Origin of the sequence: Ensifer sp., from assembly GCF_031989085.1 — a bacterium.
In the GTDB taxonomy this organism is placed as follows: domain Bacteria; phylum Pseudomonadota; class Alphaproteobacteria; order Rhizobiales; family Rhizobiaceae; genus Ensifer.
The window spans coordinates 190,977-217,833 of sequence record NZ_DALZXU010000007.1; the positions used below are offsets into that span (position 1 = coordinate 190,977).

A 26,857-nucleotide genomic window follows, 5' to 3' on the forward strand; every position below is an offset into this window, starting at 1 on the left:
GCCTCCAGTTTCCACCTCGCCGCAATCATATAGTTGTCATCCTCTCAATAAATTGACCCCCTGCCAAGCGTCGCGCGGCACCGACGCGGTGATAGCGATTCATCCCAGATGGCAAACATCGCCACGACGACAGACGCATCAAGGCTTCCTGAGTGCAGGGTGCAGGGGTTGCGCTCAGAAATTCTGCCATCCGTCGCTCGATGGGGCGACTGCGTTGGCATATCGTTGTCCGCCGCGCAGGGCGCCACTGGCCAAGGACATCGACGATTTCGACTTCGCCGATACGCCCGTGAATGAACCCCTGGTGTGGGAACTGGCCACCGGCACCTTCGTCGCCGATCAGCGCAACGTCGTCCTTGTCGGCGGCACGGGAACCGGAAAGAGCCATCTGGCCATCGCCAGTGCCCGACCCCTCATCCGCAACGGAACACACGGGCGCTTCTTCAACGTCGTCGATCTGGTCAATCGGTTGGAAACGGAAACGCGCAGCGGCAAGCAGGGGCGGACGGCCGACTATCTGAACAGGCTCGACTTCATCATCCTCGACGAACCCGGAGACCTGCCATTGCGAAGGCGGGCGGCCAACTCCTGTTCCAACTCATCAGCAGGCTCCATAAGCGCACCTCGTTCATCGTCACCACGAACCTGGCCTTCGGCGAATGGCCGACGGTGTTCGGTGACGCCAAGATGACGGCCGCGCTCCTCGACCGTCCAACCCATCACTGCGAGATCGTCGAAACCGGAAACGAGTCCTGGCGCTTCAAGAACCGCTCTCAAAGCGAAAGCCGAAGACAATCGTCACCCGCCCTTGGCCCACCCTCTGCAACCCCGGCCAGGCCAAACGCTGATCTACGGAGCAAGGGGGTCAAAACTGGACGCCAATATGGAGTGCGCCCCTGAGGGTGGACAGATAGGCCTGATGAATTGACCGGGCTTGCCGGGTTTCCGAAAGTGGAGCCCATGGCAAAACATCGCATTCACAGCATAGAATTCAAACGGCAGGTCGCGCAGGAGTTTGTCGCGGGCGAGACTTTGCATAGTCTGGCAAAGCGTCACGACGTGTCGCGCAACTTGATCCGGATTTGGGTGAGCAAGTATGAGGAAGGTGCGTTCGACGATGACGCTCAGGCCGCCGACCTTATCCAGGAATACGGGGCCCGGATTGCAGCGCTTGAGCGCCTCGTAGGCAAACAGGCGCTGGAACTAGAGTTTCTAAAGGGGGCTCTTAAAACGCACTGCGGCCGAGAAGCGGAGCTACATCCGCCATCACCGGCCCGCTGGTATCTCCGTCGTCGAAGGATGCCGGCTAATGGGTATCGCACGCTCGACCTATTATGACAGCCCGGAAAGGCCTGTCGATAATACCGCTATCGTCGAGGCGATGTTTGCCATCTGCGATGAATTTGAATTCTACGGCTACCGTCGCGTTGGTGCCGCGTTACGGCAGCAGGACTTGATCGTAAACCACAAGAAGATCAGACTGCTAATGCGTCAACACGATCTGCATCCGAAAATTCGTCGCCAGCTCCAACCCGCTTGATCAAGGAAACCGTCAACGTCTTCGATCCGATCGTAGCGGACGGCGAGTTCGGCGTAGACGATGTCGTTGATCCAGAGTGCTCCAACGACGCTTGCGGCTTCCAGCTGCGCTATCGACCAATCGGCCCAAGTTGGATCATCGGTAACGACGTCGAGAAGGACATTCGTGTCTACGAGTATCACGGCTCGCCACGCGTAAGCGCCATGATCGCGTCAGTGTCGGGGCCTTGCCCGCAGCCCTCGTAGTTTTGCGAAGCGGCTGGGCGGCTGCTTTTTCGCAGCATGGACGAGGACAACGCTTCCATCGGAAGTGCGCCGGAAGTCTATCTTGCTTCCAGGCACGATACCCAAGAGATCGCGCACCGGTTTTGGAATCGTGATTTGCCCCTTGGCTGTAACTGTCGTTGTCCTGGTCGGACCGGTGTAGGGAATGATTTATCGAAGGGTTCACTTTTTGTCACGGTTTTCAAGGAATTGGGTTGTCAGTTCGATTCCCTTCAAGGCGACGAATTGCGCGCGGGGGTGCGATCAACCTTATGCCGCGCTTGCGCCCCCTCGCTAGGCGATCGATCTCGGGTCAACGCTGCGCGTTAGCCTCTAGCCGTCTAGTTTACTCGGGATAGATCTGTTTCCAGTCCGTTTTCATGCTGACGATCGTCCAACCGTGCTTCGGGCCTTCCGTAAGTCCCTTGTCAAGCCGACCAAAATTAGATTCTCGATCATATGCGAATTCGCGGTCTGCATCGTCGTGATGTACGATCATAGCAAAACTGCTGCCGCCGCTCGAAGTCGCCCACTCCAACATCTGGAAATCCCCATCGGAATTGCCGAAGGCTGCTATCGGGCGTCGACCGATATGTGTGTAAACGCCGATGGGCTTGCCTGACCCATCGTCGACGAAGTCGATCTCTGGCAGGCGCACGATCTCAGGCTTGCCGTCGTTCACCTCATATTTCGACTTAATGGAAGAGCCGACGACATTTTGTGGTGGGATACCATAGACCTGCTCGACCCAAGGTCGCATAAACTCGATCCCACCGCCGGAAACGATGAACACCTCGAAGCCGTTCGCCTTCAGGTACGAAATTAGTTCCAGCATTGGTTGGTAGACCATGCTGGTGTAGAGTTTGCCAGTTTTCGGATGCTTTGCGGTCGTGATCCAATCGCTAGCGATTTTTGCAAACTCGTCGCTTGTCATGCCGGCATGCGTGGCTCCGACCAATTGCATAAGTCCCCTTTCCCCAGACGAAGCCAAGCCGCTGATATCGCCTGCGAGCACGGATTTAAACGGCTCGGCATCTTTCCAATCGGGATGTTGAGGCGCAAGAGACTTGATACGATCGAGTACGAAGGCGAGCTGAACATACATGGGCTGCTCTCCCCAGAGCGTACCGTCATTGTCAAACACTGCCACGCGCTCGGCGGGGTCGACGAAGTGATCGCCCCCTTCACTCGATACTCGGGCGACGAAATCGACGATCGCCTGTTTTGTCGCGCCGTCATTCCAGGACGGAAGATCGTCCGCCCTGGAGATCAACGGTGCGAGGGTCAAAAAGAAAGCGACACCTGCTGCTATTCCATGGACGAAGCTCATGGTTTGGCCTCCGAAAATTGATTGACATGGCGCATGGGACGGACCGCATGGCGTCGAGATGTGACACTCCGGTCTAATCTTGCTCTCGCGGCAGAATCTCCCGAAAACGATTGAGTGCACCCTGGATGAATTCCTCTATTTCCGCCTCAATTTCCTCGGTCAGCAATTTGAAGTCATGGACCTTCACCTCGTCGGTTCGCCAGCGCTCCAAGGCAGTTCGGGCGACAACATAGTCCTCACACAGGCTTCTGAATTCCGGAGTTCGGCCGTAAAGGCGGCGGATGGTCAACTCGTGCATTCGAAAATGCTCGATCACCTCGACTAGGTCGGACATGACGGCAACCTCGCATTGGTCCACCCTCGATCAAGACAAGTGTCGCTCGGTTCTGCCCGCGCAAAAGGTGCGAACATGTACGAACATGTTCCTTGGAGCGGTTCAGCAAGGTCTCGGGAACGAGCGGGCGCGGACGGGCAAAAAAGCGCACGTCGGATGTCACGATGTTTGGCGAAAGACGCGGCGCGGCCTCAGTGAATGTGGGCCTCGTGATCTGCGATGCTGTGGTCGACCACCGCTCGGATATCGGCGCAACATATCGCCGAGCGTGGTGCATTTTTCGTGTGTTGCGGTGTCAACGCTTCTCCGCTGCCTCACGCTCCGCAACCTTGCCGACTAGCGCGGGTTCACGAAACGGACCGCGGCCTTGGCAAGGCCGTCATCGAGCAGAGCGATCAGCGCCGGCGACCGAGATAGCACAAGTTCACTCTCTAGCGGCGTCGTCGAACCACCGTTGTTCCGGCGCACCTCTCGCGCCAAGCCGATTTGACCGGATGCTGCCGCCCGCAGGAGATTGACAGCGGTGTCGGCAGGATTGGCGAGTTGACCCGCACCCTCAAGCGCTTCGCGGTATTTGCCGTTACGGTAATCTTCGAGCGCCAGCGTGAGCGCCGCATCGTGGTGCAAATACCCGCTGATTGCTTTCGCCGCGTGTGCGAGACGCACGCCCTCTGAATAATGCCCACTGACGAAGAGCAGCAGGCCAAGCCGCGCTGGAATGGCATCGTCGAGAGGATTGAGTGCAGCGGCGCGGCGACCGGACAGGTATGCAGTCTCCCTGTCGCCGGCGATGAAGCGTGCATGCATCCGGGCAACATAGCTCCGGCTTGATGTTGGTGCAAGAGCCACCGCCTTGTCCGCTAGCCTTACCGCCCGCGCCACCACCGCCGGCGAGGCGCCTGGCCCCCTTGTTGCCGCCAGTACCATTGCCAGGCTCGCAACAACATCGGCATCATCGCGGTAGGTCAACGATTGCTCCAAACAGGTCTTGGCCGTAGTCAAGCCTTCAGAATCGATCCGTGCCAGCGCAACGTCGGCAAGGTGCACGCAACCGACACCGATCGTTGGCGACATCAACTGCCGCGCCGCTTCCAGGCTGACGATGACGCCTTCCTCGCCGGCGAGCGATCTAGCGAGCCGGGCCAATAGCTTTTCTTGGACTGCTTGTCCGTTATCGTCATCGCTGTGTGCCTCCGATATGCCCGTTCTCAGCACCTCATTGCTTTGCGCATCGACAACCTGCCACGCGGCCTGGCTCTTCTTGACATCGGCGGTATATTTTACCGAGATTCGGTACTCATGACTGCCTTGCAACTTCAGCGGCGTCTGTGACCCAACCCACCCGATGACGGATTGCGTATCGACGCCAATCGCCGGTGATCTGGCCAAAGCGCGCACCGGGGAGAACCGCGACAGTGCGTGGACTAAGTAAGTCTCTATCTTCCTCTGGTCTTCTTCGCCAACTGCGCTGTCGGCTCGAATGTCGACAGTGATCGTTGGCTTGACCGAAAGCGTCGGTTGCCACGGGACGCGCTCAACGGCACAGAGGTAGAGGGCTCCCGCCAATGCCGCGACCCCTGCGACAGCAAGGGCAATCAGGCAAGGTGCTGTATGTTTTGGTCGAGCAATCGCAAGATCTATTCTGGCTTTCCTCACATGCTCGCTCGGCACCTGGGTGAGATCGGCTGCGAATTGCGAAAGGTCCGGTGGATGGCCAATTTTTAAAAAGGTCGGGACATAATTTCCCTTTGCAAGCTCGATGCGCAACCCTACTTTGTCACCGGCTGTCTCATAGTACTGGGCCAGCGCCGCGCGCAGCCGCGCAGCTTCGACACGCACGATCGGATCGGCATCCGGGTCGAACGAGGCGGGGCGGCCGAAAACGTCAACTGCGATGCTGTAGGCTTTGATCTTGCCTGAACGGCCGGCATAGAATTCATCGACTACATAGCGCAGAAGCTTTCGGTGGCGCTCAGATCCGCGGAACTCCTTGTCGGCTAAAATCCGATCCAGCGCCGCTCGTACGGCATATTGGGTGACGAACCTACCAGCTACATGACGAGTACCTTCCTCTTCCATGACGCGCTCCTACCTATCCCCTGGCAATGTCCCGTGTGTTTCTCCGATCGTGGCAGCGATCGATCTGGCGATCTCGTCTTGCACCGCGAGAGTAAAGCCCACCGTATCGCTTCGCTCATATTCTCCGATCCAAACTATTCGGCGCGTACTGACCTCGAGGAGGCGAGCAATGACGCGCAGCTTGGTCGCATCTGGCGTCCGAACACTTCCATCCAGCACGTGTGTCAATCCGAGGCGGACTCCGACTTCGATCGGGCCTTCCATTGCCTGTGCTTCAGTCCCGGGATCATAAAGGCGCAGTCCAGAGATTTGACTCAATCTGGTCAGCACGCCCTCGGCAATGTCGCCGCCGATCTTCTTTTCTAGAGGCGTCATGCGATCAGTGGCAAAAGGCAGGACAGCAAGCGCAGGACCGCGAACATGTGCGTGCCCCTTTGCGTCATCCAGATACCACAGTACGACAGCAAGGCTCAGCCCCCCGGCCAGAATGAAGAGCGCCGCTGCTGTGAGCCACAACCTTCCATTCGGTCTAGGATTTGCGGGCTCAAGTATGCGAGGAGGCTCCGGGGTTGCGGTGGCACTAAATTCCGCCGACTGCGCGACGACGGTATCCTGTTTCCATTCCATGACGGGCATGTATTGCCCCTTGGGGACAGCGATGCGACGAGGGCTGTCTCTTCCGGCGGAGACATAGTAGCCGTCTAGGTCGTGGCGTAGCCGACGCACCTCCAGCCGAACGATCGGATCTGTCTGTGGATCAAAGCTTTCATCTCGCCCGAACACGACGGTGGCTATGGTGTAGCCTTTGAGTCCCTTGCTGCGCCCTGCCAGGAACTCCTCCACCAAGAATGTCAGGAGCCTTCTCCGACGAGGCGTCGATTTGAAACCAGGGCTTTCAAGTATTCGGCTCAATTCCTCACGCATTTGGCCGGCCGAGCTGCCAGTTCCTGCATCGGGCAACGAGTTCGACGTCATGACGGTCCTCGCAAGAAACTACTTGTGTATTCGCTGGGGGAAGGAACAGCGTTCGCTTTCGTGCGTCCGAGGCCAGTCTTGGGGTTAATGTGGGTTTTGAAAAGTACGTAACTGTTAATTTGGGCCGCGAAAGCGAACCGATGTGGGTCGTCTAGCGCCTGGGAGGGCTATCGGGCGGCTCGCAAAGTGAGAACGGTGCATCCTCCGCAGCGGGCACTCAAACCGTCCGCTGCAAGCGCTTATTGAAAGTTGAGAACATGTTCGCACATGTTCGTACCTCGACAGATTGCGACTTTAACTGGCCTCCTATCAAACGGTCGTGAGGTGCAGAGGTGTTGGATGTTGCCCCGAGGGCACGCTCCGCCTTTTATCAAATCGGCAAAACGACGATTGGCTGCGCGCGAGCGCGTTCGAAATGAGGACAGGCGATCTGCCCTGAAGATTTGGAGGCCCGAAATGCGAATGAAAGCCCGGATTTGCGGCATGCTGTTTGCAGCGAGCGCGCTAACGGCCGCGTTGCCGTCTTACGCGCAGGATCAATCGGCCGAAAAGCCGAACATTCTCGTCATTTTTGGCGATGACATCGGCCAGACGAACCTGTCGACCTACAGCTTCGGTCTTATGGGTTACACCACTCCGAACATCGATCGCATCGCGAACGAGGGCATGAAGTTCACGGACTACTATGCCGAGCAGAGTTGCACGGCGGGCCGTTCGACCTTCCTTACCGGCCAGTCGACACTGCGTACCGGACTATCGAAGGTTGGGCTCCCAGGCGCGGATGTGGGCCTTCAAGCGTCAGATGTGACAATTGCTACAGCGCTCAAGGATCAGGGCTATGCCACAGGCCAATTCGGCAAGAACCATCTCGGCGATCGCGACGAGTTCTTGCCCACAGCGCATGGTTTTGACGAGTTCTTCGGCAATCTTTATCACCTGAATGCCGAAGAAGAGCCGGAAAATTTCAACTATCCTCAAGACGCGGAGTTTCGCAAAAAATTTGGTCCCCGCGGGGTTATCAAAGCTTCGGCTGATGGCAAGATTGAAGATACGGGACCGCTGACGAAAAAGCGTATGGAGACCGTCGATGACGAAACCTCGGCGGCCGCCATCGACTTCATCGATCGTCAGGTTAAGGCCAAGAAACCGTTCTTCACTTGGATGAACACGACGCGCATGCATTTCCGCACCCATGTTCGCGCGGAAAATCGCAGCAAACCGGGCCTGACGGCGCTTACCGAATATGCAGACGGAATGATCGAGACCGACAAGCTCATCGGCACTATCCTCAACAAGCTTGACGAGCTCGGCGTCGCAGACAACACGATCGTGATTTACACTACCGACAACGGTCCCCACCAGAATTCCTGGCCGGATGCCGGGACTACACCGTTCCGCAGTGAAAAGAACACCAACTGGGAAGGTGCTTTTCGCGTGCCGGCTATGATCCGTTGGCCAGGACAGATCAAACCGGGTTCGGTTGCGACCGGGATTTTCTCGGGACTTGACTGGTTCCCGACACTCTTGGCGGCAGCTGGCGATACCGACATCAAAAATCGCCTATTGAATGGCGCCTCGATCACGGGCAAACAGTACAAGAACCACCTCGACGGTTACAACCAGCTCGACTATCTCATTGGCAAGACTGATCAAAGTGCTCGTAAAGAATTCTTTTACTTTAACGACGATGGCGACATGGTTGCCATGCGCTACGAGAACTGGAAGATCGTTTTTTCTGAGCAGCGTGCGACGGGCACACTTAGAATTTGGGCGGAACCCTTCACCCCACTTCGCGTCCCCAAGATTTTCGATCTGCGCGCGGATCCTTATGAACGCGCCGACGTAACCTCGAACACCTATTACGACTGGGTACTCGATCACGCTTACTTGTTGGTGCCGGCCCAGGCAATGGCCGGTCAGTTCCTGGGTACGTTCAAGGACTATCCACCAGCTCAGCGCGCTGCCAGCTTCTCAATTGATCAGATTCAAGAATCATTGAAGAAGTCGTTCGACTCGATGGCGGCACAGTAACGCCAGCGGCAGAATAACCAGGAGCGCCACCGATCGTTGTTCTCGGTGGCGCTTCTTACTCGCGGAGTGAAGGATCCCACTCTATTCGGCGGCTCAATGACTTCGATCCTTCCTCACCCGAAAACTTGGTTAGCCGTCAATTCCCCAAGCAGCATCTCCTGGTTACCCGACCAAAGAAGAGCGCATACGAATGGGCCAAAGCTCGTCAAATCGACGCGACTCGTGTCGACCCTCACGCGAAATCACAATAATCACCAAAGTCTGATTGACTTTTATGTGTGTGCGGGAGATTTGAGGATGGGTCCAAGTTACGATCACGGAATGTTTCCGCTTTGTGGTTTCAGATTCGCATAATGTATCGGCTGGAACTGCTCGTCAGCCGAGCCTTGCCAATCACGAAGACTGGCCGTTGCTGATAATATGAAGCTCGGCGAGGAAGGAGGCTGCTACCCGGGTCGCTTGCGATGCGTCCGCAGGAGCGCCGTCCAGACCGTACACAGCTCTGTTCATCGCGTAAAGGGCGTCTGCAATTGGTCTGCCGATTGTATCGCTAGCCCGAGGAGCTGGAGTTCGACCAGCGTGGCGCCAAGAGCAGTTGGTCGCTCGCTGTGGGTCTGGTTTGCCATCAACAGTCGGATCTCACGCTCAATTTCGATGCGGAGCTTCACCAGCGACATCAACGGGAACTCGCGGGCAAGCTCTGCTTCGGTCGGTAGCTCTGTTTGCAACGGTTGGGGAAGGGCGGCGGACAACCTGTACTTTGCAACGCCCATCGGCTTTGCCGAATCCCGAAGGCCGCTATATCCCAGAGAAATTCGAGGAGCATGATCTTTCGAAAAGCGTCGCCTATACCTTTTTCGACACCTTCTCGCTGGTGTCGCTGGTATCGGCCGGTCTTGGTATTGGCTTTGCGCCGGAATGGACGCTGGATCTGCCCAATCGCAATTTCGAGCTTCGAAAAGTGAAGGGAGTGGACTTCAGGATTGGCCTCGGTGTCGCCTGGTCCAAGACGATCCGACGGCCGCTCGGGACGACATCATCGATATCGCGAGGTCGTTGGCAAGGGCGGGGAAATGAGGGAGCATTGTGCAGGATTAGCTTCGCTGCAAAGCCAGCGGCGTAGTCGGTTCCGGCTCCTGCCTCATGTCCGGCGCCATGGGTGAAGAGGTACGCCTTCTTTGAAGGCAAGAGGTTCGCCAATTCCCTTTCCGCCAAAAGCGCCCAAGCTTTGCGCAGTCTGACTGTCGATAACACCGAAGAAAGGCCGGACACCTTTATTGGATCTGCGTCGGACAGACCCACGTATGGGTCAAGACAAAAGGCTTGACAATATTCAACCCATAACCTCATCCTGTTGTGGAAGTTATTCCATAATAAAGTAAGTTGGGAGGCTTATGATGAGGAAATTGGGATTGCTAACTACGTTGGCCGTGATGTCGGCGATGTCCGTAGCTCACGCAGAACAGCAAAAGGGTGGCGTCATTGATGTCGCAACAATCGGCGAGCCTCCCACACTCGACGCCATGGTGACGTCCACCGATCTCGTCGGCATGATTAGCCAGCATATCTTTGAGACGCTTTACACCTTCGATAGCAATTGGAATGTCGCGCCGCTTCTCGCGGAGGGCCTGCCCGAGATCAGCCAGGATGGCAGCGTCTATACAATCAAGCTTCGTGAGGGCGTTATCTTCCATGACAAGACCGCCTTCGACTCGGCCGACGTCGTTGCATCATTGAACCGCTGGCTGAAGCTCGCCGGGCGCGGAAAACAGATCGCTCCAAATGTCGAACAGGTGGAAGCCGTCGATCCGTTGACCGTACGCATCACACTGGCACAGCCCTACGCGGCGCTCCCGGCATTGCTTGCCTTCAACAATTCCGCAGCGATTATGATTCCGAGCGAAAAACAGGCAGATCCTATGACCGATGTGGTCGGCACGGGCCCTTACCAGCTCAAGGAGCGCAAACCGGACCAGTACATCCAGCTCGTCCGTTACGACAACTACAAGCCTCGCTCCGAAGACGCTTCCGGTTATGCCGGCGAGCGCATTGCCTTTCTCGACGAAATTCGCTTCGTGCCTGCGCCGGACGCCTCGACTCGGCTCGAAGGCGCGGTCGCCGGTCAGTTCGCCTACACGGATTCGATCCCCGTCGAACAGATGGACCGGTTGACCAATTCCAAGTCGGAGGCCGTGCTCCTCCAGAACTTCGGATGGCTTATGATGCGGATGAACTCCAAACAGGGCGTTCTCGCCGACATGAAGGTGCGCAAGGCGGTGCAGAAGGCACTGAGCGAGACCGACATGCTGGCGGCTGCCTTCGGCGATCCGAAGTTTTATGCGGCTGATGGTAGTATGTACCCCGAGGGATATCCCTGGCGCACGGATGTCAATGTCGAGGGGAACTATGACGTTGCCGATCCTGATGCCGCCAAGACGGTATTGGCGGACGCCGGCCTGGCCCCCCCGGTACCGCTTCGAATCCTCACGAGCCGTCAGTATGAGTTCCACTACAAGATAGCGCTGGTCGCTGCGGAATACCTGAAGCTCGCCGGCTTTGATGTGAAGATGGAAGTGGTGGATTGGGCGACGTTAACGCAGCGTATCCAGAATCCCGAGCTCTGGGACATTTTCATTACCCATAGCCCATTCCTTCCTGAACCGGCGCTGATCAACATCCTTTCTCCAAGCACCGTTGGCTGGTGGAGCACGCCCGAAATCGCAAGCGCGATGACGGCGCTTACTGGCACGACCGACCAGGCCAAGCGCGTAGCCGCATTTGGAAACGTCCAGTCACTGATCATGGAGCAGGCGCCGATGATCAAGGTTGGCAACTTCAGCGCACTTTCCGCGAAGTCGCCAGCGATGAAAGGTTTCTGGCCATCTCCTTGGCCATCCTTCTGGAATGTTTCACTCGAAAACTAAGAGATTGTTCCTGGTCCCCGTCGAGGCGGGGACCAACGGGTTCGCGGGTAACAGATGTCCTCCTCTTTCACCGGAAATATATCCTCTGCATCGAGCGAGCGTCTCGATGCGCTCGTAGCCACTGCGGCTTCGGCATCGGGCCCCGGCCTGGCCGTCGCCGTCCTTCACAAAGGCGAGCCGGTTTACAAGCGCGTGCTGGGGCTTGCGAACCTCGCGCACGACATTCCGCTGACCGACCGTTCGGTGATGCGCATCGCCTCGCAGAGCAAGCAGATCACCGTCATGATGATCCTGTTGCTGGAAGCGGAAGGCAAGCTCTCGCTCGACGACGACATCCGCAGCCACTTCCCGTGGCTTCCCGACTGGAAGTGCCGAGTAACGCTCGGCCATCTCGCATCGAATACCAGTGGTATCCGGGATATTCTCGATTCAATGATCATTGCCGGCATGCCGATTACGGCTCCCTCGTCGCGAGCGACGGCGAAGGCGATTGTAGCGAGGCAACGGGACCTCAATTTCGCACCCTCCACCGACGTGCTCTACAGCAATTCTAATTTTCTGCTTCTTTCCGAACTCATCGAGAAGATTACGGGGAAGGGCTTCGACGAAGCACTGTCGCACTATATCACCGGGCCGCTTGGAATGAACGACACGCGGCTGATGATGCGCGACGACGAAATCTATCCGCGGCTTGTGGATCACCATCGTCGAGGTGCCAACGGTAAGTGGCTGAAGTCGACCTGGGGGATCGCGATTGGCGGGGAGGGAGGACTCGTCTCGACCCTTTCCGACATGATACGCTGGCAGCAGAACCTTCGAAATCCGATGGTCGGCACCACGGACATGGTCGAGCGGATGGGGCGTTCCTTCGTGACGATCGGCGGCGCCGCCTCACCCTATGGCCTTGGTCTGGTCAACACGAAACAAAAGGGCGTTGACCTAATCGGCCATGGCGGCTGGATCGCTGGATCGCGGTCGGAATCCTTCCGCGTTCCATCCGAAGATTTGAGCGTCATCCTTCTTTCCAACCACGACGATTTTTCGTCGTTCGGAATCGCGCGGGATTTGTTGGACATCTTACTCGGTCGCGAGCCAGGTGGGCTGATTTCGCGGCAAGGAATTGCGACACTCGAGGCCCACTACGGTTTCTGGCGCTCGGAAGATGGAGGATTCCTGTTTCGTCTGGAGGAGGCGGGAGGCCTTCCTGCGATTGCCGGTAGCATGGGTGTGTCGCCACTAGAGGAGGTCGAGCGCGGCATCTTTCAGGCTCGAGGAGCCCTCCCGTCATTCATCTTCTCTGTGGCATCGGACGGTACGATTGAGACGGAGAGATTCGGTCGCCGGAAGCTGTATCGTAAGATTGAAGAATCGGCAGGCATGTTCATTGGTATCTCAGGTGTTTACGAAAGCGACGAGGCTGGTCTGACGGCAGCTGTCGGCCAACAGGGAGAAAGTTGGCAGATGCGCATTTCTTCGCCGTTCGGCGCCGCTTGCGTCGAACTGGAATCATGTGACGATGACATGTTTCTCGCGCATCCTGTTGATCGGGAGCCCCACGATGCTTGGCGCACAGCACCCTGGATTCTGCCTTGGCTCTATACGGTAAGATTCACCGGAGATGGGATCGTTCTTAACAGTGACCGTGGACGCGCGGTGGCGCTTCGACGGCGGACCTGAAGTGTCCCGATATTTCGCTAACAACACGAGTTCACCGGCGACTTGGATCCAGAAGGATTCGCAAGTCCGTTCGGACGCAGATGCACGCCCGCATACCTTCCAATTGTTCAGCGACGTTCACTGACTATGGTGGCAGCCCGGCGCCGACCGTCTTCTCCGACGGCTTCGCCTCAACAGGCCACTCCCAATGCGCACTTGCGAATAAAGCCTGCGGTCATCACGGGCAACAGCGGCTCCATTGCCGTTAGCGGCGAATTCAAGTGCATTCTGGGCATGGGCGTCCTCATCGGCTTCGCCCAAAAACGATGACCGTCTTCACTCACCCAACGAGAAATACGATTCGGCGAGCCTCCATAAAGAGATCCGGAGATGGGGCCGCTTGCCTGGCGCCTTTTGCTTTAGAGGTATTTCCTGTGGGTTCGACGCTTAGTGGATAAATCCAGTTAGAACGGCGGGATGGCAGGGAACCGCGTGGGTCATCCGGCACTCCTCCCGCCAGCCTTCCTGTGTCGCAGTCGCGCTTGAATGGGGGGCCATCATTATCTTTAAATAAAAGTGCCGTCGCTCCGATACGAGGAATGCGAGGCCCACGGCAACCGGGTGACCTCGCCCTTGAGGCCGTGCCAGCGCGCCAATACTGCTAAAGAATATCGGTCACGACCGACCTTTCAACAATATGTCCGCAATCCCCAAAAGATCAGATGCCTCGCAATCCCAGTTATTGGGTAACGGGCTGTATGCCGGTTTTGAGGGATCGTTTGCATGAGGGCGCGTAACATAACCGGTTTTCAGCCCGCAATTGCGGGCAGCATTCAGATCGTAGTCATGGGCCGCAATCAACATTGCATTGCCCGGCGCCACGCCCAGCAATTCGCAAGCACGCACATAGACCTGAGGCATCGGCTTGTAGGAGTGCCATACATCCGCGCCGAGCACCGTGTCCCAAAGGAGCTTTCCGTGTCTAGCCACATTGATCATCAATCGAGTGTGGCCATCAGAGAGTGGGGCAACGATGAAGTGTTTTTTCAGTCGAGATATCCCTGCCGCGGAATCAGGCCAAGGTTGCAGTCGATGCCAGGCAAGATTGAGATGACGTAGGTCCGCCTGATCAATTTTGACACGCGTGAGTCCAAAGGCTTCCAGGGTCTCCTTGAGGTTCTCCAGATTGAGAAGGTCAAGCGTCACAAATGGCCGATTGCCAGCTCGCACCGCCTCGACCGACGCATCATAGCGGCCAACCCATGCATCCGCAAAATCTTCAGCATCTATTTCTGCTGCCGCATAACGTGCGAGAAAGGGCTTAACCTCCGCTGCAATGCTGCCACGCCAATCAACAACTGTTCCTAAGACATCAAAGAACAAAACTTCGAGATTTTCCATGACCACTCCCACGTTGGTTTTCGTGTGCATCTACTAGCGGTACGACGGATCGATCCTGTCGATCTGAGGTTTGAGATAGTCGAAATGTTCAAACGGATGCTCGTACCCTCCTTCAGTCGTTTTCTGCCCGAGTTGCTTCGGCCCCATATTCGAGGGTTGTCGGTGGATTGGGTGGATGGTGGGGGTACGCGCTCCAACCGCTCCTTGAAGCTCTGGATAGCTTTCTCACTTGTATGGACAGGCCAGCTACGTCGCCGCCCTCGGTAGCCAGGCAGCCATCTTAGTCCTCCCTTGTCGTAGCAAGACGAACGAGTTCGACTGAACTCGTTCGGGCTCGGAAAAATTCGTCTGAATCGCCCATCAACGAGGCGACATTCGCCGCTGCCTGATACGCCACAAGCTCAAAAACCATCTGCTCGACATCCAGATCGGTCCGGAATTCATGCGCTTCCTGAGCAGCACGGATCAAGTCAGCGAAACGGGAGCGGATTTCTTTTCGATGCTCGTTGATGCGATCGCGAATACGTCCAGGGCGCGCTCGATATTCGCTGCTGACTGCATTGATGAAGCAGCCGCCAGGCAAAGTGCGCGCCTCGACAAAGCCGAACCATCCATCGACGAGTGCCTCAAGTCTTGAAGCAGGCTTGGGTTCCTGCATCGCGGGATCCACCACGTTTCGCTGGTACAGTGCGACTGCACTCTCAAGCGTGGCGAGTTGTAACGCTTCCTTGTCGCCGAACAGTACCTGGATATTGCCCTTTCCCACGCCGGCATCTGTGGCCACACGACCGATCGACAGGCCTTCGAGCCCTTCCGTCGACGCGATTGCTGTCGAATGCTCAAGGACCTGAGCGCGCGCCCTCTCTCCTCGTTGGCGCCTGCGATCCAATTCCATCATCTCAACGCCTCCAATTTGGGTTGACTTCCAAATCCATTTATATATACGGTCGTATGTATATCAAAACGAGTTGCGCCGGTCAAGGGAACGAGCGCTCCGCAGCAGTTCTGACGCCACCGTGCCGTCGAAAGGAAACCAATGAACAGGTCAACACCGAGCAATGTGCAAACGTCACAACACACCGGTCACTGGGTCACAGTCTCCATGCTGGCCTTTGGCGTATTCGTAGTTGGCACAGGCGAATTCGTATTGGCGGGCCTTTTGCCACTTCTCAGTCGATCCCTTCACATATCTGTCAGCACGGCAGGACAGGTGATAACCGTATTTGCACTTACGTGTGCTTTAGCAGGCCCCCTTCTGACAACCTTTACCCGTGGATGGCAACGCCGGCAGGTACTTTTGATCGCCATATTGGTCTATATGGCCGGGAGTGTCTGGACCGCGCTGGCGCCACACTACTGGCACGTTATCGCGGGCCAGATCCTGGCCGCGCTCGGTGTTGGTCTATTCGTGCCGAACGCAACAGTAACCGCGGCGGCTCTGGTTCCCGAGGCGCATCGCGGGAAAGCTATCGCTATTGTAGTCAGTGGCTTCACGGCCGCCGCTTCGCTCGGAGCTCCGTTTGGTACGGTACTTGGCGGGCTCTTTGGCTGGCGCACAACATTGTGGCTGGCGGCCGCTCTTGCGATCGTTGGGGCGCTCGGGGTGCTCGCTCTGGTCCCGAGGAAGACCTCGACAGCTCAGTCAAGTGGCATCCGACAGCAGTCACGTCTGCTTCGTGAGCCTCACATTCTTGCGGTTCTTAGTGTCACGCTCCTTGCCTTCACCGCCGTCTACATTCCCTACACCTACATTGGCGTGATCTTCGAACCAGCGACGGGAGAAAGCAGCCTTAATCTGGCAGGATTGATGCTGACGCTCGGTATTGTCGGCACACTGGGCAATCTTACCGCGGGTGTGTTCGCAGATCGTATCGGGGGTCCGAAAGTCGTGGCGATTGCACTCGTTTGGCTGATAGCCAGTTTGTTGGCTATCCCCCATGCAATCGGAAACCTGTCGTCGGCTTACGTCGTGGTTGCGTTTTTTGCGATTGCTGCATTTGCAATCACAACACCACAGCAGCATATGCTGATCGCACTCAAACCGCAGTCGGCAGCCGTTCTGATTTCGTTGAACCAAGCGATCCTTTATCTGGCAATCGCACTATCAGGTTTGGTTGGCGGTCTCGGTGTCGATTTGATCGGACCGGATCGGGTGAGCTATATCGCGGCCGCCCTTGCTGCCATTGCCCTCCTTTTATCGCGGCTTGCAAAAAGGATGACCCACTAGTGACCATAAGGAAGAATTTGAACTTCACACTGGCTATCTCCGTTGGTCATGATGACCTCAGTGTAGTTTCGCCGAGCCGGCCCTACCGATCAGCGCCACGACGCGAGAAGGCCAAATCCTGACGTAACGCAAGCGGAATAATCCACCGAATGGTCTCTGAAAGCAAAGCCGACAGGGGTAGCGCCTTTTCCACGACACCCGCGTTCTGCTTCAAACCACCTCGACGCGTCCGCCAAACCTGGAACGAAAGAGAGCTTCATGTGCGTCCTGATCCGGATCGTAGCAACAGTCCTGGACCAAGCGCACATCGTAGTCTGCATCACTGGCCCAGGCGACGCTTGAAAGAACAACGCCGGTCGTGCTTATCCCGGCCATTACCAGAGTGCTTACGCCGCGCGTCCGAAGGTCGGTGTCAATTGATGTTCCATGAAAGACACTAGCTCGCGGACATGCGTAGAAAAGGTCCCCCGTTTCGATCGCAAGCCCTTCGACCGGCCGCCCCGTACGAAATCGTCCGGTCGATAAAAAGGGTGTGATTTGGCGGTTATTCGGCGGCGGTGCATGTTCATACGCCTCCCCCAGCGAAAAATTGGGGAACAGTAATGGCCGACCGGTGACGCGCCATTGTTGGATCAATGCATTGCATTGATCCAACAATGGCGATGGTTGATCTCCAAAAAGGATTGAGAACACGTCGACTTGATAGTGCATAATCACGAGAGCCGCTCTATCAATATAAGTACCTTGAAAGTCGAGTGCCATAAAAAACCTCTGAATAGATTTGAATTCAGCCTAATATTGTCGACTCGACGCGTCCTTTCAAGGTAATTAATAGCTCGGGATCAACAACATTACGTTATCAACCGTCGCTGATACGCAGTAAAGGCGCGCCAGAGGTTCATGTCGTGGCCCTTCCAAGTTAGTTAAGCACCAGTCTAGACATTTTTGCTCCAAAAATAGTCCACTGGGCGCTGCGCATTGCGTAGCCCGTTTGGCAGAAAGTGTGCCGGAATTGTGGGAGCGATGAAGAATTTCAACTGCGTCGCCAATCCAAAGGTGTGCTGGATTGCCGTTAAAGGGTGAAAAAGTTCGCTTACTACGATGACTGGCTTTTTTGAAAGGGAGAAGAAAAAGAACAGAAAATTGACCTGGGTGGATGCCAACGCCGGGCGTTTTCGGGCTTGAAGTGTTCATCAATTCGCACGAGATTTGGCCCCTTTTAACACCGGTGGATGTCGGGTTTGATCGTGGCTCCCCCTCACCTTTTCAGTAGCAGGAGCCGAGATGTCCTTCGTCGTTTCGCCAATCTCAGTTGATCACTCAGAAAGTTTCCATTCGTGCCTTGATGTCGTTGCACGGGAGAGGCGGTACCTCGCTCAGACCAAGGTATTACCCTTGGAAAAAGTGCAGGAGTTCGTTGAAGCAAGTGTCGCAAATGATAGTGTCCAGTTTGTTGCTCTGGACGGCGACTGCGTCGTTGGCTGGGCGGATATCTTCCCCGCCTGGCAGGACGCGATCTCCCATCGAGGTAGCCTCGGAATGGGTGTCCTGCCCAACTACAGAGGCCAGGGAATAGGCGAAACTTTATTGCACGCCTGTATCGAAAAGGCGAAGCTGAAGGGCATAACTTGTATCGAACTCGAGACCCGCGACGATAATCGGCCGGCTATTCGGCTTTACGAGAAATTCGGTTTCCGCCGTGACTGCGTGAAAAGCCATGGGATGAGGTTCGACAGTGTGTACTTTGCTACTGTTCAGATGAGCCGCATACTGTAATAAGCGCAATAGTCCCGTCCCAGCCGGGCGAAGATTCAGTATCAGCTCAGCGGCCTTGTTGTTGACGTCATCGGAAACGGCCCCATCGGGGCCGTGTCCAGGGATAGAGGTTGCCGGCTTAGCGCATGCCCTGGAGACGCAAACGCTCCTTCTCGATCTCTTCAGTGGTGTAGGGATCGCGGGCCTCATCAAATTGCACCCAACCCTGCTCCGAGTAAGAGGCCCGGCGCTGGACCGGATCGACCCAGCTGCCCCGGCGCAGAATTGCTTCCGCATCCGCGTAGAGCGCGTTGTCCACACGGGCGGTAACGACGGCGCCGCCGCGGCGCACACCCTCGGCATAAACATGCGCATGCTCTGCCGGAACACCCGATTCCGTCATCGCGCCGATGATGCCGCCAGCAGCACCACCCGCGACAGCCCCGGCGGCTGCACCTGCGGCCGTGGCGGCAAGCCAACCGGCAGCCACCACCGGTCCAACGCCCGGAATGGCCATCACGCCGAGCCCCGTCAGCAGCCCGCCGACCCCACCGATCGCCGCGCCGACACCGGCTCCGGTACCGGCACCTTCAGCGGCGTTGCTGTCGTTGTCCGTCCCAGAGCGGTCGCCACTATTGTTGGAAACGATACTGATATCGTCCGACGGAACACCGCGATCTTCAAGCGCGCTAACTGCCGCGCGGGCGTCGGAATAATCATCGAAAAGTCCGGTAACGGTTTTCATGAGGGATCTCCTAGAGAGTGTTAGTTGGCAACGATGTTGCCCTGGTAGTCGAGCGCGACCGCAACGGACTTTCCGTCCTTCATTGCGGTGGCGCGCCAGACGCCGGTCTCGTCGAGTTTTAGCCCGGTGATCTCGGTGTAGCCGCCGTCTGCCAGGCGTTCCTTGGCTTGCTCCTCAGTAAAGCTGTTGGAGCCGGCAACCGGCGCGGTGGGATTGGTCGTGTCCGGTGTCGCGACAGCGGGTGTGTCGCCATCCGTCCTGGCGGGAGGTGTTGCGGTTTGAGCGAGCGCGCCAAGGGTCGACGCGCCGAGGAATACCGCGGCGAGCAGCAGATTTTTCATGATGTGGGTCCTTGTTCGTAAGCTAGTAAAGCCTACTCACCAAACTCAGTTGGCCGCCTTTGGTTCCTGATTGCATTGAGAATTGTCGCGGTCAAAGGTTCCAAGCCTGCCGCCGTGGCCGGCGCGTTTTTTTGCTCCAAGGCGGAACGCGCTCATCACCTCCCGCGCTATCACGGCGGAACGGCTGGACGTCATGTGGCGCCAAGCGCCCGGGCTGTTACACGACGCTAAAGCGTCTTTGTCACGATTTGCGTCGCGACCGAAATCACAGGGCCCGCCAAGGCGACGGTGGTACCGAGTCCCGCCTCCCTCCACCTGCGGCCCCTCGCGAAATCCTAGTCATATCTTGCCGTTCTGCGCATGTGGCACCTCACCGAACCAGGCGCGGTCGGGCGTATGAGATGAGCTGGATAGCGTCATCTTCCATCGCTAGGCATAGTTCATCGTACTCGGCGACCAAGTCGCGCCGAATCCTCCGCGCGCGCAATTCGTCACGCTTCACCATCGCGAGCCCGTAGATTTCCAGCAATTCGGATAAAAGAGGGAGTTTGATTTCTGCCAGTTGTACCCGGTGGCTTGGCAACCGGACCATCATTCTAGCACGCCCGATCCTTTCGTAATCCATCTTTCGACTCTCGCAAAAGTGGTCTTTATTCGATCAACACACCCAAAGTACGTAATCCGCGTAATGCGGCGGGCATTTAAGCTCGTCAGTAGAAAAGACGCCTCAGTTTGAGCTTTGCCTTCAGGCATTCGGCCGCATCGTCAGCAGCGCTGCAATCGATTTCGCGAATTTTCTCGAGCGCCTCTTCTCTCGCTTTTTTCGCGATTTCGTCTGCGGACATTTGTAATGTACTGCCATCATTCGAAGTCACCGTGCAGACATCTCCCATGCACATTGTCGTCTGTGCGTGAGACGGTAATCCTAGTGCGATCACTGTCAACGCAACAACGTTCGCAATCCAGATCAAGGGTACCATCGCGTGTTGACCTAACGCACGATTCGGGGGCTAGCGGAGGCGATCAACTTGACGGCTTGATCTTCCATGGCCTGGCACTGTTCGTCGTACTCAGCTAGCATTTCTTCATTCCCCTTATATGCGCGAAGCTCGTCGCGTTTCATAGCTGCTATGCCGTACCTCTCCAGTAAATCGCAGAGCGCCGAATAGTTGAGGTCGGCAAGCTGTCTCCGGTGTCTCGGCAGCCGGATCATCATGCGCGTGCGGCCGATTTTCTCGAAATCCATCGCCAACCTCAGCCATTGAGCTCCAGCGCAATACTCACCCATCATACCGAAGGTATCAATCATGAATATGAATCGATGCATCGCGGCGGGCCTCTCCCACTCCAAGCAGTAGGACGGCCCGAAGACGCAGGGTCTCTTTCGCCAGCAATAGTCCGCTTGCAATGGGACAGAAAAAAAGCGGCGGAAGGCCATGCATGATCGCATTCGATAAAATTGTCGGGCGCGTCGGCCATCCTGGGAGCGCCGACTGCGACAGTTGCAACCCCGCTCGCCGCAGCGCGTCCGCAGGTTCGACGACCAAGCCGCGCGACGCTCTATTCATCGTCTTAAGGGCGCCTCGAAGTTGGTCCGCGGTTTTGGGCGCAATCCCGAGCTTTTGGAGTTTGGCAAGCATCGGACCAAGCGCCGCAAGTCTCTCGCTGTCAGTTTGGCCGGCTATCAACGACCGGTTTTCACTTTCGATTTCTCTGCGAAGCGATAATAGCGACATTAGAGATCTGTCCCGCGCGACCTATCGCCCCGACGTTCCGCAGCCAGCCGATCGATGATACGGCTGCGAGGATCTCAGGTTGATGCCATCAATGCATACCCACTGTCGTCCAATCGCCATTGCGAATGCCTAAGTGTGTCTGCCAAAGGCGACGTAAAGCGTCGCCCTTACCGTGAAATCGTTCAGAGACGAGAGAACAAGACTGAACTCGGTCGGTCCGGAAACGACGGAACGCGCTTCTCAACTCGCACCATCCAACGATCATGTGGGCTTCGACGTCGTACGCTAGCGCTATGGGCATAATCAGTCTGCACGTTGCCTCACCTGCGGCATCCGAATAATTGAGGAACAGCTTTCGCTCCTCTCGAATGGCCTGCCGGATCATGGCCACATCCAAACCTTTGACCGGTGATGGACCGGGCGGTGTCGCGTAAAGGCTGTCGGTAACGAGCGGACCAGAAACAGCCTTTGGGATGACGTCCTTAATCTTCTCCAAAATCGTTCCAGCTGCGACGTTCAAGCCCACGTCACCCGTCCGTTGCAGGAGGCACAGAGCAACGACCAGGGCTTCAACCTCGTCGATAGTAAACATGAGCGGCGGCAAGTCGAATCCCGGCTCGATCATGTAGCCGACGCCCGCTTCGCCTCTAATCGGCACGCCCATCGCCTGAAGCGATACAACATCGCGGTAGATCGTCCGCTTGCAGACTTCGAGTTGCTCCGCAAGCCCCGACGCGGTGCGCGGACGCCGTGCCCCTCGCAAGGCCTGGACAAGTTCAAAAAGGCGGCTCGTTCTTCTCATTTCAGACCCCCAAACAAATTTCACATGGGACTGCTGACAGGGTCATGTCAGCAGTCAGCGCGTATCTAATGTCTGCTCGTTTCAGCGTGGAGAATTGCTGGTGATCGCAAATTGTCACAGCCGCCATCACATCATCAAGGCGGACCAGTTCAACCCGCTCACCCGCGTTGTAGACGGCGAATGTGACCTCTTCTCCGGAAACGTGGCCGCGATCCTGGGCTTTTTTCTCGGGCTCCGTGCCCTCCGCACCATGCAACTAGACCCCTCTGAAAGGAATAAGAATGACCGTCGTGCCCGCTCGACCTGCCGGTTCGAACACCGTCAATCCGTTCATCATGACTGACGATGCAAGTGCGCTGATCGCGTTCGTCACCGAAGTCTTTGGCGCCGTCAATGTGCCCGAGGCGCGTACCGTCGATTCCGACGGACTGATCCTGCACTCCGAGCTGCTCATCGGCGACTCGATGATTACGATTTCAGACCGCAAACCCGACTGGCCCTTCACGCCTGCATTCACTCGGGTCTATGTCGACGACGTCCCCGCGACCCTCGCACGGGCCGAGCAACTGGGTGCCCGCATCGTTACGCGGCCGACAGAGTTCTTCGGGGACGTCTTCTCGCGTTTCCAAGATCCTCAGGGCAACCTGTGGTGGGTCTACCGTCATAATCCCCCGACGGACACGCAAGACTGGGGGCAGCTGGATGCGGCGACAGACGCCGACAAAAGCTGGGAGTCGTTCACAAGCCCGGAACTGGAATACATCCACTCAACCCTCGTCGATGCAATGGCAGCGCTCAAGGACCCACGGGGTTTGTCTACGTCGTAGACCCTATGCATCGCACCAGTCAGCCCGCCGAAAGGACACTGAACATGCGCATTCTCGTCACCGGAGCAGCCGGCAACGTCGGACGACACCTCGTCACCCAGCTCCAAGAAGCGGGTCACGAGGTCCGTGCCCTCACGCGCAACCCCAAAAATGCCGGGTTCGCTTCCGGGGTCGAGGCGGTCATAGGCGACTTGAGTAACATCAGTACGCTCGAAGGCGCTTTCCGCGACGTTGACGCTATCCACCTGATCACCTTCGGAGGGGGAGGTTACAACGATTGGAAGCGGTGGTTCCGCAATGTCGTTCCACGCAAACCTACACAACTAGAGGCTTGCAGTTTGACGCTGCGTGAGAGGGAGTTGGCACCTTCATTCCAACATGAGGGTTGTGTCGGATTGATCGCGGTAGTCGTTGAAGGGCAGTCCGATCAGCAGGTTCGGGCCGGGCTCTTTTCGGCGAAGGAAACCCCGCCGAAGGCATCGCACTCTGCAATGGCCGACTTGAGGCCAGACACTACTTGTTCAATCGCACGCCAAGATCACCGCTGTCCGCGTAATCGCCATCGATGAAGCTGATGCCGGCGTGTTCGAAGATGGAACGAATGTCGGCGACGGTGCGCGGTTTGAACTCGTCACCCCGTTCGAAGCGAACGGTCGTGTTGGTGGAGATCGTCGCCGCTTCAGCCAGCGCCTTGACACTGATTTGAACAGCAATTCGAGCCATTCGCAATGTGACTCCAGGTCATTCTGTCGGGACTATAGCAACCTAAGGGTGCGCGCGCGAGCGTGCGGGCGATCGCGTGTTGTGTGCTTGTTTCGCAACGTGAGGGCTCGCTGAAGCACGGGAATAACTCTGTCGTCGGTAGGTGTACAGCACGGCATGGAACTACGCCAGCTTTCCTATTTCGTAGCGGTGGCCGAAGAGCTTCACTTTAACCGTGCCGCGGAGGGATGTGCATCGCCCAGCCCGCGTTGAGTGCGCATATCCAGGCGCTGGAGAAGGAATTGGGCGTCCGGTTGCTCGAACGATCGACGCGTAGAGTCTCACTGACGGGGGAAGGGAAAGTCTTCTACGATCGGGCGGTGCGGATCATCGGTGATGTCGGCCTGTCGGCGGAAGTGGCGGGCTCGGCCGCCGGCAAGGCGGCGCGCACGATCAGGATCGGGACCGTCTATCCTGCGACGATCGGCGTGTTGCCGGCATTTTTTGCTCGCATCGGCCAACGGCCAGATCAAAGGCCGACGACCCGACCGATCGGTGAGCGCGCGTGGGATATTCGAGCGCGCCGCCTCGTAGGGCACATCGAATATCCCGACGGCTGCCACCGTGCGCCAGGTTCTAGGCGCAAATCGGGATGATCGCCATACCTCAAAGGAGTGATTTCGAACGATCTTGGGGTGCAAAATCGGCGTCGGCTCATGCAGAGGCAATGCGGTGCCTCCGCTACTCGAGCGATGCGTGCCCAGACGTTTCGTCGCTTTCGTCCAGGGAGACGGTTTCGCCGATTGGAGTCGCCGCGATCGTCTTTATCTGTTCGGCGAGGTCCGCAAGCTTTTGCGCAAGGTGTTGGAGCTCGGTCGGGGAGTTTGCGCCCTTGGGGCCATTTTCGACACTACGTTCGTGCACGCTCTCGTCCTTCTTTACGTTGGACTTGGAAGTTCAGTATATTTCCGTGTCTGCATATAAGGCTACAACGCATCGCGTTTATTTGTCCGATTTCGTCGCGGCGAGCCAACCGCACCCCGGCCTTGATTACGGGAAGGGCCGCAACACCCTTCGCACCTTCTGTGAGACTTCGCCGAGTGTCGCCATCACCCGGTTCACCTGGGAGAACTTGGAAGCCCGCGTTGGGCCATACCTAATGGCGTCATACTCTCTGGTGGAGGAGAGGGTCACTAAGTGGGCCGCCGTACGTTTGCGCAGCACGAGCCCAGTATCAATGGCTACCCTGGACCGCTCGCCAAGATCGTGTTGAAAGCCGCGGATCGTTTGGTGGTCGAGGCCTTTTGCGAGCAGGAGCGCATCCAGGTAGAGTTCAACCGAATGTAGAGCCAAAGATGAACCGGACGATGCGCGAGATTTGGCGAGGTGGCACCAAGCTTCACGGCCGCGTCTCTATACTGCGCTGGCAGTGCCAAAGTGTCGCGAACGCTTGGCTCCCGGCTCGGATACGCGGGGTCCATTGTGGTTTCGCTCCAAGGTTGGTCGGATTCGTGATGACGTTTGTTGGTAGCTTGTCGGTCGAAGCGACCGAGAGGCCAGCGCTCTCCGTCAGTCGAACTTCGGCGCGATATTGAGGTCGATCTGCGTCGACGATCGAAAAGAGTAGCGACGTGATGAGCTCCTCAGTTGGACTGGAGAGCCCTGGCTGACAGCCAATCTGCAACGGCTTCTAGTTCCGCACTCATATCGCGCGCCTGGCGCTCACTCAGCGCAAATTGAAGTGCGGAGACGTCTGTTTTGTCGGGACTGACGCTGAATTCGAGCCTAAGAAATACATCACCTTCACTATCGTTAAGCGTCGCAACCTTCCAGCCGACGACCGGGGACATTCTGAGGCTGCGGCGCCCGTGCTTGTTCCAGCTGTCCATCGCGTTGAAAACCTCCATTTGAGGAAGCGATATTAGAGCAAAACAATGACAAGTTGTCGACTGTCGCCATGATGACCCGTGAACCTGCGAAGCATTCGGAAGGTATCTCGTAGCTGTCGTAAACATAAGCTTTGCGGGCAGAAGTTATTCTGCCCGAGGGACGGAGAGAAAACAGCTATTGAACTTCGCGCGCAACGCAGGTTGGCCGGCGCACGCGTGTGTTTTCAACGGCTGTCTGGCGTACGCGAAGAGGGGCGCGGCTTGCGGGCTACCGAGGATCCACCGAGCGTCAGTGGCGCGTATGTCTTTGGTGGGACGGCTCACGGCTTACTTCGCGTTGTCTCAAGCTTGCTCGCCTGCAAAACCAGCGTCCGCACTCGGTCAGCGCCAACTCGTCCGTGTTCCCGAACCTGAACTCATCCATGAGGAATTTCGCGAGGCGGCCGGCTCGGACGTCCTGGCGCGGGATTCTCGCTTCGAAGCAAATGCGATCGAATATCCTTTGAAGGGTATCGATCTGTTCGGGTGCAAATTCAAAACCTGACTGGTCAAAGTGAATAGCCATAAAGACCTCCCTCCTTGGGCTACAGCGTTCACCGAAGGGAAAAAGATAGCGAGTCTTCCACTTGGCTCCAAGTGAGCAAAAGTAGAGAAATTTAATGGTAGGACTGCCGGTGGTGGTGGCAGCGAAATACCGGCCAACGTGTTAACTGCGGGCTATCGGACATTGCCTGCCGTCCGCGGGGTTTTCAAAAAACGCGCAGCGATGGCGCGGGGTGTGAGCTTCGCCGAAGCTATCTGACGCATCATTTTAACGAGCAACGGCAAAGTGTAATGTGACATCCCGCCAACTCAGGAATATACTGGTGGCTCGATGACCTTGCTCGCGGCCTTCCATCCGCAACCTCGACCCGGAAGGCCGCATTTTTGTGAGGTTCGCTCCGACGAGTTGGGGCGGAAAGTTACAGGTAGTCTGCCATCTTTCTCAACGCATCGCGGTCATGGATCCCGCTCTGAAACATCCCCAGCAAGCGGGCAGCTAGGAGCTCTGCCTCTTCACTTGAGCGGTCCAAGCCACGGGCCTGGAGCAATTCGTCGAAGACCGATTCAATCAGTTCAATTTGATCGGGGAGAACGGCACCCCCGTGATGGTCACCAATACGCATCTCGCCCTCCTTACGGGCTAAGGCGCGGTGAGCCTGCAGTCGCCAAAGCCCTCACAACAAGCTAGCGATAAGAAATTATATGGAGAGTTTTGCTTTGGGCAACGGGAATCTTGAAGGATAGATTGACTCAGGCG

The 26,857-nt window shown here is 57.0% G+C and carries 26 protein-coding genes and 5 pseudogenes; 12 read left to right on the forward strand and 19 right to left on the reverse strand.

Annotated elements, in window-relative coordinates; genetic code table 11:
• Positions 1-241: 241 nt before the first annotated feature.
• From RTP54_RS24400 to RTP54_RS24410, 3 genes and pseudogenes are all read left to right on the forward strand, one after another.
• Positions 242-900 (forward strand): annotated as a pseudogene (locus tag RTP54_RS24400) (ATP-binding protein); the annotation flags it as partial.
• Positions 901-960: 60 nt separating this feature from the next.
• A complete protein-coding gene (locus tag RTP54_RS24405; protein WP_312366142.1) occupies positions 961-1,338 on the forward strand; it encodes a transposase in 378 nt (125 codons plus the stop codon).
• A 43-nt stretch (positions 1,339-1,381) separates the two neighbouring features.
• The gene (locus RTP54_RS24410; RefSeq protein ID WP_409517206.1) at positions 1,382-1,540 is read left to right on the forward strand and encodes an IS3 family transposase; all 159 of its coding nucleotides are present in this window, start codon (positions 1,382-1,384) and stop codon (positions 1,538-1,540) included.
• Here RTP54_RS24410 and RTP54_RS24415 read toward each other — a convergent pair.
• From RTP54_RS24415 to RTP54_RS24440, 6 genes and pseudogenes are all read right to left on the reverse strand, one after another.
• A pseudogene (locus RTP54_RS24415) lies at positions 1,531-1,722 on the reverse strand (type II toxin-antitoxin system VapC family toxin); the annotation flags it as partial. The gene RTP54_RS24410 and the pseudogene RTP54_RS24415 sit on opposite strands and share 10 nt — an antisense overlap.
• Positions 1,719-1,971: pseudogene (locus RTP54_RS24420) on the reverse strand (AbrB/MazE/SpoVT family DNA-binding domain-containing protein). The pseudogenes RTP54_RS24415 and RTP54_RS24420, both read right to left, overlap by 4 nt.
• A gap of 178 nt (positions 1,972-2,149) precedes the next feature.
• Entirely contained in the window at positions 2,150-3,133 is a 984-nt protein-coding gene (locus tag RTP54_RS24425; protein ID WP_312366144.1) for an HAD family hydrolase, read from the reverse strand.
• Positions 3,134-3,206: 73 nt separating this feature from the next.
• Positions 3,207-3,467 (reverse strand): hypothetical protein, encoded by a 261-nt coding sequence (locus RTP54_RS24430; protein WP_312366145.1) that lies wholly within the window; start codon positions 3,465-3,467, stop codon positions 3,207-3,209.
• A gap of 336 nt (positions 3,468-3,803) precedes the next feature.
• The gene (locus RTP54_RS24435) at positions 3,804-5,546 is read right to left on the reverse strand and encodes a hypothetical protein (protein ID WP_312366146.1); all 1,743 of its coding nucleotides are present in this window, start codon (positions 5,544-5,546) and stop codon (positions 3,804-3,806) included.
• A gap of 9 nt (positions 5,547-5,555) precedes the next feature.
• Positions 5,556-6,521, reverse strand: coding sequence for a hypothetical protein (locus RTP54_RS24440; RefSeq protein ID WP_312366147.1), 966 nt, complete (start codon positions 6,519-6,521; stop codon positions 5,556-5,558).
• A gap of 462 nt (positions 6,522-6,983) precedes the next feature.
• On the opposite strand from RTP54_RS24440, the gene RTP54_RS24445 reads away from it, so the two are divergent.
• Positions 6,984-8,552 carry an arylsulfatase gene (locus RTP54_RS24445; RefSeq protein ID WP_409517207.1) on the forward strand — a complete coding sequence of 523 codons (1,569 nt, stop codon included), beginning with the start codon at positions 6,984-6,986 and terminating at the stop codon, positions 8,550-8,552.
• Positions 8,553-9,058: 506 nt separating this feature from the next.
• On the opposite strand, the gene RTP54_RS24450 is transcribed toward RTP54_RS24445, so the two are convergent.
• The gene (locus RTP54_RS24450) at positions 9,059-9,325 is read right to left on the reverse strand and encodes a hypothetical protein (RefSeq protein WP_312366148.1); all 267 of its coding nucleotides are present in this window, start codon (positions 9,323-9,325) and stop codon (positions 9,059-9,061) included.
• Positions 9,326-9,348: 23 nt separating this feature from the next.
• Between RTP54_RS24450 and RTP54_RS24455 the strand changes: the two are divergent.
• The 3 genes and pseudogenes from RTP54_RS24455 to RTP54_RS24465 form a co-directional block, all read left to right on the forward strand.
• A pseudogene (locus RTP54_RS24455) lies at positions 9,349-9,629 on the forward strand (LysR substrate-binding domain-containing protein); the annotation flags it as partial.
• A gap of 356 nt (positions 9,630-9,985) precedes the next feature.
• Positions 9,986-11,476, forward strand: a complete 1,491-nt coding sequence (locus RTP54_RS24460) for an ABC transporter substrate-binding protein (protein ID WP_312366238.1) — start codon at positions 9,986-9,988, stop codon at positions 11,474-11,476.
• Positions 11,477-11,530: 54 nt separating this feature from the next.
• Positions 11,531-13,153 (forward strand): serine hydrolase domain-containing protein, encoded by a 1,623-nt coding sequence (locus tag RTP54_RS24465; protein ID WP_312366149.1) that lies wholly within the window; start codon positions 11,531-11,533, stop codon positions 13,151-13,153.
• Between the two features lie 654 nt (positions 13,154-13,807).
• On the opposite strand, the gene RTP54_RS24470 is transcribed toward RTP54_RS24465, so the two are convergent.
• Together RTP54_RS24470 and RTP54_RS24475 are read right to left on the reverse strand one after the other, a co-directional pair.
• Positions 13,808-14,533 (reverse strand): haloacid dehalogenase type II, encoded by a 726-nt coding sequence (locus RTP54_RS24470; protein ID WP_312366150.1) that lies wholly within the window; start codon positions 14,531-14,533, stop codon positions 13,808-13,810.
• Between the two features lie 280 nt (positions 14,534-14,813).
• The gene (locus tag RTP54_RS24475) at positions 14,814-15,431 is read right to left on the reverse strand and encodes a TetR/AcrR family transcriptional regulator (RefSeq protein WP_312366151.1); all 618 of its coding nucleotides are present in this window, start codon (positions 15,429-15,431) and stop codon (positions 14,814-14,816) included.
• Between the two features lie 204 nt (positions 15,432-15,635).
• Here RTP54_RS24475 and RTP54_RS24480 point away from each other — a divergent pair, with 204 nt between their 5' ends.
• A complete protein-coding gene (locus RTP54_RS24480) occupies positions 15,636-16,760 on the forward strand; it encodes an MFS transporter (RefSeq protein ID WP_312366239.1) in 1,125 nt (374 codons plus the stop codon).
• A 210-nt stretch (positions 16,761-16,970) separates the two neighbouring features.
• On the opposite strand, the gene RTP54_RS24485 is transcribed toward RTP54_RS24480, so the two are convergent.
• Positions 16,971-17,522 carry an isochorismatase family cysteine hydrolase gene (locus RTP54_RS24485; protein ID WP_312366152.1) on the reverse strand — a complete coding sequence of 184 codons (552 nt, stop codon included), beginning with the start codon at positions 17,520-17,522 and terminating at the stop codon, positions 16,971-16,973.
• Positions 17,523-17,695: 173 nt separating this feature from the next.
• Positions 17,696-17,923, reverse strand: coding sequence for a hypothetical protein (locus RTP54_RS24490; protein ID WP_312366153.1), 228 nt, complete (start codon positions 17,921-17,923; stop codon positions 17,696-17,698).
• Between the two features lie 121 nt (positions 17,924-18,044).
• Between RTP54_RS24490 and RTP54_RS24495 the strand changes: the two genes are divergently transcribed.
• Positions 18,045-18,536, forward strand: coding sequence for a GNAT family N-acetyltransferase (locus RTP54_RS24495; RefSeq protein ID WP_312366154.1), 492 nt, complete (start codon positions 18,045-18,047; stop codon positions 18,534-18,536).
• Positions 18,537-18,654: 118 nt separating this feature from the next.
• On the opposite strand, the gene RTP54_RS24500 is transcribed toward RTP54_RS24495, so the two are convergent.
• The 5 genes from RTP54_RS24500 to RTP54_RS24520 all read right to left on the reverse strand — a co-directional run bounded on the left by RTP54_RS24500 (position 18,655) and on the right by RTP54_RS24520 (position 22,139).
• Positions 18,655-19,260: a general stress protein gene (locus tag RTP54_RS24500; protein ID WP_312366155.1), complete on the reverse strand. Its 606-nt coding sequence runs from the start codon at positions 19,258-19,260 to the stop codon at positions 18,655-18,657.
• Between the two features lie 20 nt (positions 19,261-19,280).
• Positions 19,281-19,601 (reverse strand): PepSY domain-containing protein, encoded by a 321-nt coding sequence (locus RTP54_RS24505; RefSeq protein WP_312366156.1) that lies wholly within the window; start codon positions 19,599-19,601, stop codon positions 19,281-19,283.
• A 710-nt stretch (positions 19,602-20,311) separates the two neighbouring features.
• Complete coding sequence (locus RTP54_RS24510; protein WP_312366157.1) at positions 20,312-20,581, reverse strand: hypothetical protein; 270 nt, start codon at positions 20,579-20,581, stop codon at positions 20,312-20,314.
• Between the two features lie 11 nt (positions 20,582-20,592).
• Entirely contained in the window at positions 20,593-20,910 is a 318-nt protein-coding gene (locus RTP54_RS24515; RefSeq protein WP_312366158.1) for a hypothetical protein, read from the reverse strand.
• A gap of 515 nt (positions 20,911-21,425) precedes the next feature.
• Positions 21,426-22,139: a YafY family protein gene (locus RTP54_RS24520; RefSeq protein WP_312366159.1), complete on the reverse strand. Its 714-nt coding sequence runs from the start codon at positions 22,137-22,139 to the stop codon at positions 21,426-21,428.
• 281 nt (positions 22,140-22,420) lie between these two features.
• On the opposite strand from RTP54_RS24520, the gene RTP54_RS24525 reads away from it, so the two are divergent.
• Complete coding sequence (locus RTP54_RS24525) at positions 22,421-22,966, forward strand: VOC family protein (RefSeq protein WP_312366160.1); 546 nt, start codon at positions 22,421-22,423, stop codon at positions 22,964-22,966.
• 44 nt (positions 22,967-23,010) lie between these two features.
• On the forward strand, positions 23,011-23,535 hold the full coding sequence (locus RTP54_RS31090; protein ID WP_409517197.1) for an SDR family oxidoreductase: 525 nt from the start codon (positions 23,011-23,013) through the stop codon (positions 23,533-23,535).
• On the opposite strand, the gene RTP54_RS24530 is transcribed toward RTP54_RS31090, so the two are convergent.
• Positions 23,480-23,689 (reverse strand): transcriptional regulator, encoded by a 210-nt coding sequence (locus RTP54_RS24530; protein WP_312366161.1) that lies wholly within the window; start codon positions 23,687-23,689, stop codon positions 23,480-23,482. The genes RTP54_RS31090 and RTP54_RS24530 overlap by 56 nt on opposite strands.
• A 156-nt stretch (positions 23,690-23,845) precedes the next feature.
• On the opposite strand from RTP54_RS24530, the pseudogene RTP54_RS24535 reads away from it, so the two are divergent.
• Positions 23,846-24,204: pseudogene (locus tag RTP54_RS24535) on the forward strand (LysR family transcriptional regulator); the annotation flags it as partial.
• A gap of 1,107 nt (positions 24,205-25,311) precedes the next feature.
• Here the strand turns inward: RTP54_RS24535 and RTP54_RS24540 are convergent.
• Positions 25,312-25,557, reverse strand: coding sequence for a hypothetical protein (locus RTP54_RS24540; RefSeq protein ID WP_312366162.1), 246 nt, complete (start codon positions 25,555-25,557; stop codon positions 25,312-25,314).
• A gap of 962 nt (positions 25,558-26,519) precedes the next feature.
• Complete coding sequence (locus RTP54_RS24545; RefSeq protein ID WP_312366163.1) at positions 26,520-26,723, reverse strand: hypothetical protein; 204 nt, start codon at positions 26,721-26,723, stop codon at positions 26,520-26,522.
• Positions 26,724-26,857 lie beyond the last annotated feature (134 nt).

Excerpts from the sequence above, each read along its gene's own strand:
- RTP54_RS24405 (WP_312366142.1), top strand. The coding sequence starts at position 961 with ATGGCAAAACATCGCATTCACAGCATAGAATTCAAACGGCAGGTCGCG.
- RTP54_RS24410 (WP_409517206.1), top strand. The coding sequence starts at position 1,382 with ATGTTTGCCATCTGCGATGAATTTGAATTCTACGGCTACCGTCGCGTT.
- RTP54_RS24425 (WP_312366144.1), bottom strand. The coding sequence starts at position 3,133 with ATGAGCTTCGTCCATGGAATAGCAGCAGGTGTCGCTTTCTTTTTGACC.
- RTP54_RS24430 (WP_312366145.1), bottom strand. The coding sequence starts at position 3,467 with ATGTCCGACCTAGTCGAGGTGATCGAGCATTTTCGAATGCACGAGTTG.
- RTP54_RS24435 (WP_312366146.1), bottom strand. The coding sequence starts at position 5,546 with ATGGAAGAGGAAGGTACTCGTCATGTAGCTGGTAGGTTCGTCACCCAA.
- RTP54_RS24440 (WP_312366147.1), bottom strand. The coding sequence starts at position 6,521 with ATGACGTCGAACTCGTTGCCCGATGCAGGAACTGGCAGCTCGGCCGGC.
- RTP54_RS24445 (WP_409517207.1), top strand. The coding sequence starts at position 6,984 with ATGAAAGCCCGGATTTGCGGCATGCTGTTTGCAGCGAGCGCGCTAACG.
- RTP54_RS24450 (WP_312366148.1), bottom strand. The coding sequence starts at position 9,325 with ATGGGCGTTGCAAAGTACAGGTTGTCCGCCGCCCTTCCCCAACCGTTG.
- RTP54_RS24460 (WP_312366238.1), top strand. The coding sequence starts at position 9,986 with ATGTCGGCGATGTCCGTAGCTCACGCAGAACAGCAAAAGGGTGGCGTC.
- RTP54_RS24465 (WP_312366149.1), top strand. The coding sequence starts at position 11,531 with ATGTCCTCCTCTTTCACCGGAAATATATCCTCTGCATCGAGCGAGCGT.
- RTP54_RS24470 (WP_312366150.1), bottom strand. The coding sequence starts at position 14,533 with ATGGAAAATCTCGAAGTTTTGTTCTTTGATGTCTTAGGAACAGTTGTT.
- RTP54_RS24475 (WP_312366151.1), bottom strand. The coding sequence starts at position 15,431 with ATGATGGAATTGGATCGCAGGCGCCAACGAGGAGAGAGGGCGCGCGCT.
- RTP54_RS24480 (WP_312366239.1), top strand. The coding sequence starts at position 15,636 with ATGCTGGCCTTTGGCGTATTCGTAGTTGGCACAGGCGAATTCGTATTG.
- RTP54_RS24485 (WP_312366152.1), bottom strand. The coding sequence starts at position 17,522 with ATGGCACTCGACTTTCAAGGTACTTATATTGATAGAGCGGCTCTCGTG.
- RTP54_RS24495 (WP_312366154.1), top strand. The coding sequence starts at position 18,045 with ATGTCCTTCGTCGTTTCGCCAATCTCAGTTGATCACTCAGAAAGTTTC.
- RTP54_RS24500 (WP_312366155.1), bottom strand. The coding sequence starts at position 19,260 with ATGAAAACCGTTACCGGACTTTTCGATGATTATTCCGACGCCCGCGCG.
- RTP54_RS24505 (WP_312366156.1), bottom strand. The coding sequence starts at position 19,601 with ATGAAAAATCTGCTGCTCGCCGCGGTATTCCTCGGCGCGTCGACCCTT.
- RTP54_RS24510 (WP_312366157.1), bottom strand. The coding sequence starts at position 20,581 with ATGGTACCCTTGATCTGGATTGCGAACGTTGTTGCGTTGACAGTGATC.
- RTP54_RS24515 (WP_312366158.1), bottom strand. The coding sequence starts at position 20,910 with ATGATTGATACCTTCGGTATGATGGGTGAGTATTGCGCTGGAGCTCAA.
- RTP54_RS24520 (WP_312366159.1), bottom strand. The coding sequence starts at position 22,139 with ATGAGAAGAACGAGCCGCCTTTTTGAACTTGTCCAGGCCTTGCGAGGG.
- RTP54_RS24525 (WP_312366160.1), top strand. The coding sequence starts at position 22,421 with ATGACCGTCGTGCCCGCTCGACCTGCCGGTTCGAACACCGTCAATCCG.
- RTP54_RS31090 (WP_409517197.1), top strand. The coding sequence starts at position 23,011 with ATGCGCATTCTCGTCACCGGAGCAGCCGGCAACGTCGGACGACACCTC.
- RTP54_RS24530 (WP_312366161.1), bottom strand. The coding sequence starts at position 23,689 with ATGGCTCGAATTGCTGTTCAAATCAGTGTCAAGGCGCTGGCTGAAGCG.
- RTP54_RS24540 (WP_312366162.1), bottom strand. The coding sequence starts at position 25,557 with ATGGACAGCTGGAACAAGCACGGGCGCCGCAGCCTCAGAATGTCCCCG.
- RTP54_RS24545 (WP_312366163.1), bottom strand. The coding sequence starts at position 26,723 with ATGCGTATTGGTGACCATCACGGGGGTGCCGTTCTCCCCGATCAAATT.